The organism is Myroides sp. LoEW2-1, from assembly GCF_009767705.1.
Taxonomy (GTDB): domain Bacteria; phylum Bacteroidota; class Bacteroidia; order Flavobacteriales; family Flavobacteriaceae; genus Flavobacterium; species Flavobacterium album_A.
This window is the reverse complement of record NZ_WSPP01000166.1, coordinates 36,930-48,965: the sequence shown is the minus strand read 5'-3', so window position 1 is coordinate 48,965 and position 12,036 is coordinate 36,930. Positions and strand designations below refer to the sequence as shown.

The window sequence follows — 12,036 nt, the reverse complement described above, 5'->3', positions numbered from 1 at the left end:
TGATAACGGAGGTAACTTTATACTTGAGTAAGTAGCTCCACCCAGGCAGACTTTAGTCTGCTTTAACAAACTATGGACTTTCAGTCCATAGTGGTTTATTTTGATTCTCAGCGCTATACTCATTTGAAAACCATACGAATAAAGGTATTCTTAATTGATAATAAGTTGGTGTGGGTGAAGCATGTAAGAACTTCCCTCTCTTATCATCAAATAAATCTTCTCCGTGGTCAGAGGTGTATAGTAATGCTGTAGAGGCATTTGTTTTCTTCAAGGCGTCTATTGTGCTTGATAAGAAGTAGTCAGTGTACAAAATTGTGTTGTCATAGGCATTTAGTAAATGCTCCCTCTCTGATTTTTTTACACCTGCGATTTCGTCAGACATAAATTGTTTAAACTCCTTTGGATAGCGCTCCATATAATTAAAGTGTGAACCATAGGTGTGTAAAAGTATAAACAGGTTGTCTTCAGTACTATTGATGATTTCTTCCATGATGGGAATTAATTCTGCATCATAGTGATTTTGGGTCATTCTTGTCTTTGAATCAGTTGTGCGAATCGTCTTGTAAATATCAGCTTCTTTCGTAAAGTATTCAATAAATGATGAATTTTCAGCTTGATTAGAAATACAAACTGTTTTGAAATTGGCTTCTTTGAATGCTTGAGCAATTCCTTTTCTATTGTATATGATATTGTAATTACTCGCTTCGGCATCTGATAAAATGATAGATACACTTTTGTGTGTTGTATTAGATTGCGTTAGTGCATCTTTGAAGACAAACAGATTATCTTGTTTGCTGAGTAGGGGCGTGGTAGGTCTGTCGTAACCATAAAGTTGCCAATTGTCAGCTCTACTTGTCTCACCCACAATCAGAACATATATTTCTCTTTGCTGTGATTTCTTTTCTTTTACAGCGTGAAATTTGAATCCTTCTGAAGTTATTGGATATCGCTTTACTTTATCCCATTTATTGACTGCAAACCCCAAGTTGTGAATGGCATTAATAGGATACACATGTTGATTAAAGGCGAATGTATTTGAATTGGTGTTTTCACTCCAAAAAGACAAAATTAAACTTGCTGCTAAAATAGCGAAAGAAGGAAGGAATACTTTTTTTCGGAAAGCCCAATCCAGATAAATCCTCTTTCTCCATTGCATAATGGCCAGAATAGTAGCAGGTAAATATAGAAAACAAACAAGGGCTATTGATGGTAGCAAACTACCTAATAATTCATTAATTTCACTTGTGTTTGTAGTTGCTACATTGAGAAACATATCTGCGGCGATCACATCTTCTCCAAACAGATAGAATAATACAATTTGAAAAGCATGCAAGAAGAGTAGAGGGAAGTAAATAATTTGCCACTTTCCTGTGTTCTTAAATGCGGATAAAATAAATATATAAAACCCTAAAGGGAATAATAGGGTAACAATCTTCCCAAAGAGATTTACAGGTGCATTGAAAAAGAAATAGATGGAAGGAACCATGTTTACAGTTATATAAAACCAAAACAAAGCTTTCGGATTGTTTATTATTTTTGAAACAATCCCTTTTTTTTCAGTCGTAGTCATTTGTCTTATTTCTTAGAACGATTCGTTAATATTAAAGTAAAAGCCACTTTGTCCTTTTCCTATGCCGTAATCTAATCGGATATTGACGCGGTTTTTAAATTCCCATCTGTAACCTATACCATAAGCTGGAAGGGTGTGTTTCCAATCGTAATTCTTGATGTTTTCAAATACATTACCGGCTCCACCCCAAATAGCTATTCCATGTCTGTTATAGATTTTCTGTCTTAATTCAACTTGTGTGTTTAGCTGCTTTCGATCCCTATACTGGCCCATAAAGTACCCTCTCATTTGTCGAGCACTTCCCAATAGGGAGAGCATATTCCATTGAACATCTCCATTGTTGAAGCTACCGTTCAAATCAAATGCCAAAAGCCCGCCTTTCCATACTTGTTGATACGTTCTGGCAGTAAAGTCAATTCGCCCAAAGTGGTGATTACTCCCAAGTGTTTTAGGGAAAAAGACTTGCTCGTATTTAATAAACCATCCTTTTGAGGGATTGGGAATAAAGTCTCGGGAATCATATTGAAGAATAAAACCTCCTCCGATTGCTGTACTTAGCATATCTCCTTCGGGAATCATTTCTTCTTTTTCGAAGTTTTTAGCTCTGAAATTTTGAGCAGAAAAAGTTACTCCAACATATGTATTTGGCAATACTTTTCTCAATACATCTAACTTTAAAGCCAGGCGATATTCATCGTATTTGGAATACTCATTTGCCGATCCAGCCTGATAACCAACTCCGTAAAATTTACTTGGCATGAAAGCAAAGTTCATGTCGTAGTTTAGGCGGTAATCATCATTGGGAAAAATAGTTGTGTTTTCTAAGCCAATTGAGAAGAAACCACTTGTCGTAAAATTGGTATATATAGATACAGCTGAAGGAGGTAACTCCATGTTTTCTTTGTCAAGTCTATATAAACCAGAGGCAACTATTCCAAGGCCAAGTTTAGTATCTACTGAATAACTTGGGCCACCAATAAAAGATAAGTCAAATTTTTTATCTGATTTATCTTTTTTCGCCTCTTCGAAATAACTTACAATCCGCTCAGTGAATTTTTTTTTAGTAGTAACACTGTCTGGGGTAATATTGCTATTATCAGGTTCTTGGGTTTCTTGAGCCATAGATATCATCGAAACAAAGAACATAATAATGAGCAATTGTATATGTATATAGTTTTGCTTCATATTATCAAAAATCTTAATCCACAAAGGTACGAAATATGTATTCGAGTAAAATCTCAAAGCTCTGAAATAAGGAGCGTAAAGTAAGTTTCTTAACTGTTTTTAGTAATAATTAGTTTAATGTTAAGAAATACATAAGCCATTCGTATAATGTTTATACTTTTTTCATTACTATTAGTATTTGACCAATAATAATAATGAAGGACACGGATAAAGTTGTGTAAATTGCTATTTTGTTAAATAATGTAACTTTTTTCTGATGAAATTGCATTGCTCGAACAAAAATAATGACGGGTACCACCAAAGCGAGAATCACCCCTGCTATCGCTGCGAAACCCAATGCCTTCATAAAACCTTCAGGGTAGAATAGGGCAAAACCCAGAGGAGGAAGGAAAGTAAGTGCACCTGATAAAGAAGGGATTACTTTGGAAGATTTGTTTTTTAATAAATCCTTGTAATAATCATAAAGACCAACGCTAACACCTAAAAACGATGTTCCTAATGCTGCAGCTGAAAACAGACTAAATAGCGTTTCTATATAGGTTGATTTTGCTACTTGTCGAATACTCATGATCAAGCCATCAAGAGGCTCTCTTTGTCTAAGTATAGACATAAATGTTGTTTGATCTAAACTGCCAAGTACTACGATTTGCCAGATTAAATATATCGCTAATGGAAGCAAACTCCCTAAAATGAATGCTCTATTGAGTAACTTCTTGTTTCCCCCAAGATAATTGACTATCGTTGGAATACTGCCATGAAAGCCAAATGAAGTGAAGATAGGTGGGATCGCAGCAATAATAAGCCCTTGCTTCAATGGCATTGAAAGTAAATTAATGCCTTGAATTAAAGGTATCATTAATATTACTAATACGATTAGAAAGATAACTTTAGCTGTAAATAGCCCTCTGGTAATAAGGTCGACTGATTTGGTACCGATGATGACTATCGTGCTAAAGAGGATAGAGAATAAAATGATTGCAAACTTTCTGTTGATATCTAAGTTAAATACCAGGTCGATATTTGTTTTTAAAATCGTTCCCCCTCCTGTCATATAGGCTGCTGTCAAAGAGTAGATTAAAAACATCAAACTTAACCCAGCAATGCGATTGACAAATAGATTAGTATATTTTCTAGTCAAGGTGTCAAATCCATCAGTGCACGAGTTAAACTCATAGATCTTTACCATTAGCAAAGCAGTATAGCAAGTGACAAACCATAGTAAGAATAGTAATAACGAAGATCCAATAAATCCAACTCCAGCCGAAGAAATTGGCATGGCTAACATTCCTGCTCCTATTGAGGATCCCGCAATAATTAAAATACTACCTAAAAGTTTACTATTCATTTTTTCTATGCGTTAAGCTACAAAGGTATGAAAAAGCTAAACCTTTATATACTATAAGCAGTTTTACAATGATCAAATATGTTTATTTAGTCGTTAGATTGAAAGATAGAGGTATCAATTATCTTGCTCAAGGTCTTTATAATTTTTGAGTTCCATATTTCCTGTGAGGATTTTATTTTCCTTATTCGCATCTTTTGTCATTCCTGTATCTAATCCAAGATAGTACTTAGTGTGTTCATACAGATTTGTAGTCGATATAGTATCGTTTATTTGTCCTGTAATCTTAAAATTTTGATCAACTGAATTACTGTGCCAGATAAAGTAAGGAACATCAATTCCCTTTTTACTCCATCCGTGTTTGTAATTGTGATTTTTGAATACTTGACCGTGATCAGATAAGTAAATAAGAATAGAATTAGTATTCTCTATTTTTTGGATGATTTGTTCCATGACAAAATCAGTATACAATACACTATTGTTGTATTCATTGATAGCTTTTTCAGTATTCGATTTGAATACATCAAATTCTTTTGGATAACGTTGATTAGCATCTAAGTGACTGCCGTTGATATGAATGATAATAAATCTCTTTTTATTATTGTCTGCTAAAGCTTGATCTAATAGTTTAAGGACAGATTCATCATGACTTTTATCTTTCCACTCTTTGTTTTGAGCCATTTCTGCAAGGAGTGATATCGTACTTACGTACTTTCCATACTTTTCTTGAGAAGACAACCAATAGGTGGACCAAATATTACTTTGGTTTGCAAGGTTAATTACATTGTCTTTGATAAAGTGAAGATCATATTTACTTGCGTTTGGTACGCCACTACTTAACATGTAAGGAACGGAAAGTATTGTAGAGCCTGACGGTGCTATAGCATTGTTGTAGATTAGTAAATTATCTTTTCTTTTATCAATATAGGGTGTTGTTTTTTCTAAATTACCATATAGAGATAAGGCATCTCTACGTTGAGATTCTCCTAAAAGGATAATAACATTTTGTAAGTTATTGTTTGTTGTTGTTAGGTTGCCATACGTGTGTACATCATCTGACATTTCTTTTGTATTGCGGATAATAGCAAAAGCTTCTTCGTATATACGAAGTGTAAATAATGGTACTTTATTTAGATAACGTTCATAGCGAATACCGTTAATATGCTCTAAATCTAAGTTTTTCTTTTTGTTTCTAAGACCATCTATAGTTATTCCAATAAATAGCAAAAGTGTTATAATGACAATTGCTTTCACTGTTTTAGTTTTCTTTAGCGAATTTAAGTTATAGGCGCAATACGTTACAATTATGAAGTAGAGTATAGAAATAAGTATATAAGGCATAAGTGAAATAAATATTTCTCTTACTTCTTTTGTTGTAGTCATTAAGGTACTCATTGCCATGTTTGTATCAAAACTACTGTTGTAGCTAAATCGTGCAACAATCACTTGGAAGAAATTGATGGTAATTAGTAGATTAATCAAATATGCGAATGATAGTCCTATTTTATTCTTTATTATTGTTGAAGATAGAATGAAAAAGCCAAAAGTTAAAAGCCAACAATATATATTGTTAGAAAACTTAAAGAAAGCTTCGTCACTATTAATAAAAATAGGTAAAAAAGATGCAATCAAAAGGATGGCAAAGGAAATTGATTTTTGTTTAGTAAGTTGACTTTTCAAAGTTTTTTTTGCGAATTTAATTAAATTTTATCATTTTTTCGTACATATAATGTATTTGTTTAACTTTTGAATTGTCATTTGTTGTCTGTTTGTCTGTTTTATTGAGTTTATTAACTTCATTATTATACCTTTAACGTTTTCTTGTTAGTTTAAATAGTTTAAAAAAAATGAGTCTATTGGGTTAGTATCTGAGATACTTATTTATATTTGCACTATGCAAAGAAGAATAAACATAGCGAGGGTTTTACTGATAGTAGCAGTTTTGTTTACTACAGTATTTCAGTTCATACATAGCTATGAACACGTTACTTCGTTTATATCTTATGCAAATGAACACAGTACACACGCTCACTTTAATGAAAAGCGTGAGGATAGTGGCAATAGGTTAGAATACAAGGTTAATCACAATGAACTTGAAAAATGTTTCGCATGTGATATTATTATTCCTGCTGATACTACACCTATTTTAGAACTAGCCTTTAGTTCTTTTGAACATCATGAGAAAGTACAACAAGAAGTTGTACAAACTTTCATTCCTTTATCTCATGTGTATTATTCTCTCAGGGCACCTCCTGTATTCGTTTAATTGTTTTTTTCCTTCTCATCTTATGTGAGTAAGGATAAGTATTTTATTAAACGAAAATATTATCAAAGTATGAGATTATCACTTTTGGTGTTATCTCTAATGTTTTCCATCTGCGTTTCTGCACAGAATTATAATGTTCGCGGAGAAGTATCAGATAGTTATGGACAGGCATTAGTGGGTAGTACTATACAATTAGGAGAATACGTTACACTAACAGATCTTAATGGACAGTTTTTATTTCAAAGTGTTCCTGCAGGTCAACATAGTTTTAGAATAAGCTTTATTGGTTATACTTCCATTGAGCAGGAGTTAAATGTAGGTTCAGATTTAAATTTACACTTTCATCTGAAAGATGATAACACACTTTTAGATCAAGTAGTTATTTCTTCAAAAGGAGTACAAACGGTTAGAAATACGGAAAAGATTTCTAACAAAGAACTTGTTGAGAAGTTTTCTGGATCATTAGCTAAGACCCTTGAGAATATACCTGGGGTTAATGCTATGGAGATTGGAGCGGGTGCTTCCAAACCTATTATTCGCGGACTTGGATTTAACCGTGTTGCGGTGGCTGAGAACGGAGCGAAGCAAGAAGGACAACAATGGGGAGCTGATCACGGATTAGAAATCGATGCCTTTAGTACAGAAGAAGTAGAAGTAGTAAAAGGGGTTGGAGCTATTGAATATGGAAGTGATGCTATTGGTGGAGTAATTAAAATCAACAATGAAAAGGTTCCAGAAGTACACTCTTTTTCTGGGAATGCAACGATATTTGGCAAGACTGTCAACGATTCTTATGGTGCTTCAATTCAATTGAAAGCACGTGAAGACAAGTTCTTTTATAAATTGAAGGCAACTGCACAAGATTATGGAGATTATAGGGTGCCCACAAAGGAAATATATTACTTGAATACGGATATCCCAATTTACGGTGGGCGAATGAAAAATACAGCAGGGAAGAACTTAGCCTTGTATGCTCAAGTTGGCTATGTAGATGGAAAGGTTAAAAATGTATTGAGTTTGAGTAATGTGTACGACAAAAGTGGTTTTTTCCCTGGATCACATGGACTACCTGATATATCAAGTGTTGTAGATGATGGTAATCACCGCAATATTGGGCTGCCAAATCAAAGTGTGAATCACTTTAAAGTAACGAACAATTTTAGCTATGACCTTACTGATAATAGTAAGTTTAGTGTTTTGCTTTCTTTTCAGAATAATAAACGACAAGAAAGTAGCCTTTTTCACTCGCACTTTGATAATCAACAAGCACCTACAAAAGACCCTAATTTAGAGTTAGAGTTCAATTTGAATACTTTTGATGCTGCAGTGAAGTATGAGTATTTGTCTCCTAATAATCACAAAAGTACTATTGGGGTACAGTACACTTATCAGAATAATACAATTGCAGGTTATGGCTTTTTATTGCCAAAGTTTAATCGATTTGGCATTGGTGCATTTGCTACGCATGAGCATTTTGTGAATGAACGATTAACTTGGGAGGCAGGAGTGCGTGCTGATTATGCCGAAATTCATATTAAACCATTTTACGACGAAGTATTGTACGATTATTTGAGAGGGAATGGGCATTCTCATAATTTTGCAGCAGACTATGCACAGCGCAGCCATAAAACAGATAAGGATTTTACAAGTTTTAATGCAATGGTTGGAGCGAAGTACGATTATACTGATAAAGTTAAGTTTGCTGCTACTTTTGGGACGAACTTTAGGTTTCCTACAGCAATTGAAATGGCTTCAAATGGAGTTCACCACGGAGCTTTTAGACATGAGAAAGGAAATAGTAATCTGAAGCCTGAGCAAGGGGTTGCTGTTGATTTTAGAGCAAGTTATGACAGTGATAACTTCAATACAACTCTTAGTCCTTATGCTTACTTTTTTTCTAACTATATTTTCCTGAAGCCATCAGGTAAGTTCTCTGTTTTACCAGATAGTGGCCAGATTTATGAATATTCTCAATCACAGGCATTTATATCAGGTTTTGAATGGAAAGTACAGCAGCGTTTCTTACAGCATTTTGTTTTTGATGGAGTATTTGAGTATATCTACAATCGTCAAATTTCAAATGGCAAGAAAGGGAATTATCCTTTGCCATTTTCTCCACCAATGAATTTCTTTGGTGAGTTAAAGTATGAGCTTAACGATTGGAAGGTGTTTAAAAATACAGAAGCATTTGTCAATGGCAAGTGGTATGCTAAACAAGAGCGAATCGCCCAAGGAGAATCAATTACACCGAGCTCTTTTAGTTTTGGAGCAGGTATAACTTCTTCTATAAGAGTTGGAAATTTTGAAGCAAAAACAAGTTTAGTAGCTACGAATATCTTCGATAGAAAGATCCTTAATCACATGAGTTTTTATCGTCCATTAGAAATACCAGAATTAGGTAGATCAATTCAATTAATGATTCAAATTCCCTTTTAATGAACAAAAAGAACATTCGTGTTCTGTGGTTGACATTGATGTTATCGGTATTTATTATACCACACATCAGCAATGTTTTACACTTTGTTGTTATAAAGCATGATTTTGGAAGAAGAACTAAGGTATTAGAATATGTCAATAGCAATAGTATTCACTATTGTGATCAATATTTGTTTAAGATTTCTCCTTTACTTGAGTTTGATTCAATTCAATGGGAGGTAATTGTCGAGTTAGCTTATCACTGCGTTGATGATTTCTATCTATTAAGCAAATACAGTTTTGATACTTTTTATTATTATTTAAGAGGACCTCCTGAGGTGTTGTTTCTTACACATATATAGACAACACAACAGAAGTAATATCTTTTAAATTTAAAAATTAATAAAAATGAAAACAATTAAATATATAGCCTTTTCTTTCGTTCTTAGTTCTGTCTTTTTAACGTCGTGTACTGCTGGTGACGATAACGTTGACACAGAACCACCTGTAGTTATTCTAAATGCTCCTGCAGAAGGGGCAAAGTTAGAAGCAGGCAAGGATATCCACTTTGATATGGATTTGTCGGATAACGAAGCACTTGGATCATACAATGTCGATATACACAATAATTTTGATGGACATAATCACGGAGGTGGAAATCATACGCATAGTTTGACTGTTCTACACGATGACCATGATCACGACCACGATGAGGAAAATGAAGGAAGAACTCCTTTTAGATTTAATCGCACTTGGGATGATATATATGGAAAAAAGAATGATCATATTCACCATCACGAAATTGTGATTGATAAAGATGCTAAAAGAGGAAAGTACCATTTTGTCGTAAAGGTTGTTGACAAAGCTGGAAATCAATCGATGGTGTTTCGCAACATCGAGATTGTAGATCCAGGAAATGGAAGTGGGCACGATCATGATCACGACCACGATCACAATCACTAATAATCTTTTCTCAAGCTTTATTTCTAACAGGTCAAGTGAAAACTTGATCTGTTTTTTTACTTTATACCGATTTAGCGGTATTCTAATGCTTAATTGGAAAGATAATGTCGATAATTATTTATATTTGTTTCTTAACTAATAATTACCCTAATATTCTATGAGAAAAACATTTATGACACTTATTGTGGCAACAGTTATTATTTCTTGTAAACAAGGAAATACTGACTCAAATAAAGAGATTAAATACCCTGAAACACACAAAGGAGATGTGGTAGATACTTACTTTGGTGTTGAAGTGGCCGACCCATATAGATGGTTGGAAGACGATAGATCTGAAGAGACAGCTGCTTGGGTTAAGGCAGAGAATGAAGTAACCTTTGATTACCTTGGTCAGATTCCATTTAGAGATGAGTTAAAGAAGCAAATGGAAGAGGCTTGGAATTATGAAAAGATAGGAGCTCCATTTAAAGAAGGCAAGTACACTTATTTCTTTAAGAATGACGGATTGCAGAATCAATCGATTTTGTATCGCAAGAATGAGGAGGGGAAAGAAGAAGTATTCTTAGACCCTAATAAGTTCTCAAAAGACGGTACTACTTCTTTTGGTAGTATTGACTTCTCTGAAGATGGTAGCAAAGTGGCCTATGCTATTTCTGAAGGAGGTAGTGACTGGAGAAAAGTGATTGTATTAGATACAGAAACTAAAGACGTAATCGGGGATACCTTAGTAGATGTGAAATTTAGTGGTGTTTCTTGGTATAAGAACGAAGGATTCTACTATTCAAGCTATGATAAGCCTGAAGGAAGTGAATTATCTGCTAAGACAGATCAACATAAATTGTATTATCACAAATTGGGATCTGCACAGAAAGACGATACGCTTATTTTTGGTCAAGATCAGAAAAGACGTTACGTAGGTGGTTACGTTACAGGGGATAATAACTTCTTAGTGATTACTGCAGCTAATTCAACTTATGGTAATGAACTTTACCTAAAAGATTTAACGAAAGCGAATAGCCCTATTGTTACTGTGGTGAATAACTTTGATAGCAGTAATAATGTGTTGGACAGCAAAGATGGTAAACTGTATATCGCTACGGATTACAAAGCGCCAAATACAAGAGTGGTTACAGTAGATGCTACCAATGCAGGTCAAGCGAACTGGGTTGACTTCATTGCTGAAACTGAAAATGTACTTAACCCTACAAAAGGTGGAGGATATATCTTTGCAAGTTATTTAAAAGACGCCGTATCATTTGTTAAACAATACGACTATACAGGAAAGGAAATTCGCGTGGTTGAACTACCAGGAATTGGTACAGCTGGTGGTTTTGGTGGTAAAAAAGAGGATACAACGTTGTATTATTCTTTTACGAACTACATTACACCAGGAACTATATATGCTTTTGATCCTAAAGAAGGAGTTTCTAAAATATACGAACAACCAAAAGTTAAGTTTGATTCTTCTCAGTATGAATCTAAACAAGTATTCTATACTTCTAAGGACGGAACAAAAGTACCAATGATTATCACCTATAAGAAAGGTACTGAACTGAATGGCAAAAACCCTACAATGCTTTATGCGTATGGAGGTTTTAATATTAGTTTGACACCGTCATTTAGCATTGCAAATGCTATTTGGTTAGAGAATGGCGGTATCTATGCGGTACCTAACCTAAGAGGTGGAGGAGAATATGGTAAAGAATGGCATGTTGCTGGAACAAAGATGCAAAAACAAAATGTATTTGATGACTTTATCGCTGCAGCTCAGTATTTAATCGACAACAAGTATACATCATCAGATTACCTTGCAATTAAAGGTGGTTCAAATGGAGGATTGTTAGTTGGTGCTACAATGACTCAATGTCCAGACCTTATGAAAGTTGCTTTACCTGCAGTAGGAGTATTGGATATGTTGCGTTACCATACATTTACAGCAGGAGCTGGATGGGCGTATGATTATGGTACATCTGAAGATAGTAAAGAGATGTTCGAGTATATTAAAGGATACTCTCCTCTACACAATGTGAAAGCTGTTGCTTATCCTGCTACAATGGTAACAACTGGTGATCACGATGATAGAGTAGTACCTGCACATAGCTTTAAATTCGCTGCTGAATTACAAGCTAAGAATACAGGTAATAACCCAATGTTAATCCGCATTGAAACAAATGCTGGACATGGTGCTGGAAAATCGATTGCTCAACAAGTACAAGAGCATGTAGATTTACAGGCATTTACACTTTACAGCATGGGAATCAAGAAATTGAAATAATTCATACTTCGTATGAAATA

9 protein-coding genes are annotated in these 12,036 nt (G+C 34.4%); 5 read left to right on the top strand and 4 right to left on the bottom strand.

The window, feature by feature from the left end; all coding sequences use genetic code 11:
* Positions 1-70 precede the first annotated feature (70 nt).
* From GOQ24_RS10090 to GOQ24_RS10075, 4 genes are all read right to left on the bottom strand, one after another.
* Positions 71-1,570 carry a phosphoethanolamine transferase gene (locus GOQ24_RS10090; RefSeq protein WP_160339608.1) on the bottom strand — a complete coding sequence of 500 codons (1,500 nt, stop codon included), beginning with the start codon at positions 1,568-1,570 and terminating at the stop codon, positions 71-73.
* 12 nt (positions 1,571-1,582) lie between these two features.
* On the bottom strand, positions 1,583-2,755 hold the full coding sequence (locus tag GOQ24_RS10085) for a BamA/TamA family outer membrane protein (RefSeq protein ID WP_155090815.1): 1,173 nt from the start codon (positions 2,753-2,755) through the stop codon (positions 1,583-1,585).
* A 151-nt stretch (positions 2,756-2,906) separates the two neighbouring features.
* The gene (locus GOQ24_RS10080) at positions 2,907-4,100 is read right to left on the bottom strand and encodes an aromatic amino acid transport family protein (protein WP_155090816.1); all 1,194 of its coding nucleotides are present in this window, start codon (positions 4,098-4,100) and stop codon (positions 2,907-2,909) included.
* A 114-nt stretch (positions 4,101-4,214) separates the two neighbouring features.
* Positions 4,215-5,777, bottom strand: coding sequence for a phosphoethanolamine transferase (locus GOQ24_RS10075; protein ID WP_155090817.1), 1,563 nt, complete (start codon positions 5,775-5,777; stop codon positions 4,215-4,217).
* Positions 5,778-5,991: 214 nt separating this feature from the next.
* On the opposite strand from GOQ24_RS10075, the gene GOQ24_RS10070 reads away from it, so the two are divergent.
* From GOQ24_RS10070 to GOQ24_RS10050, 5 genes are all read left to right on the top strand, one after another.
* The gene (locus GOQ24_RS10070; protein ID WP_155090818.1) at positions 5,992-6,363 is read left to right on the top strand and encodes a hypothetical protein; all 372 of its coding nucleotides are present in this window, start codon (positions 5,992-5,994) and stop codon (positions 6,361-6,363) included.
* A gap of 69 nt (positions 6,364-6,432) precedes the next feature.
* Positions 6,433-8,799, top strand: coding sequence for a TonB-dependent receptor (locus tag GOQ24_RS10065; protein WP_155090819.1), 2,367 nt, complete (start codon positions 6,433-6,435; stop codon positions 8,797-8,799).
* Positions 8,799-9,140, top strand: coding sequence for a hypothetical protein (locus GOQ24_RS10060; RefSeq protein WP_155090820.1), 342 nt, complete (start codon positions 8,799-8,801; stop codon positions 9,138-9,140). The genes GOQ24_RS10065 and GOQ24_RS10060 overlap by 1 nt, the downstream gene beginning before the upstream one ends.
* 46 nt (positions 9,141-9,186) lie before the next feature.
* Positions 9,187-9,741 (top strand): DUF4625 domain-containing protein, encoded by a 555-nt coding sequence (locus tag GOQ24_RS10055; protein ID WP_160339607.1) that lies wholly within the window; start codon positions 9,187-9,189, stop codon positions 9,739-9,741.
* Between the two features lie 157 nt (positions 9,742-9,898).
* Positions 9,899-12,016, top strand: a complete 2,118-nt coding sequence (locus GOQ24_RS10050) for a prolyl oligopeptidase family serine peptidase (RefSeq protein ID WP_155090822.1) — start codon at positions 9,899-9,901, stop codon at positions 12,014-12,016.
* Positions 12,017-12,036: the final 20 nt, after the last annotated feature.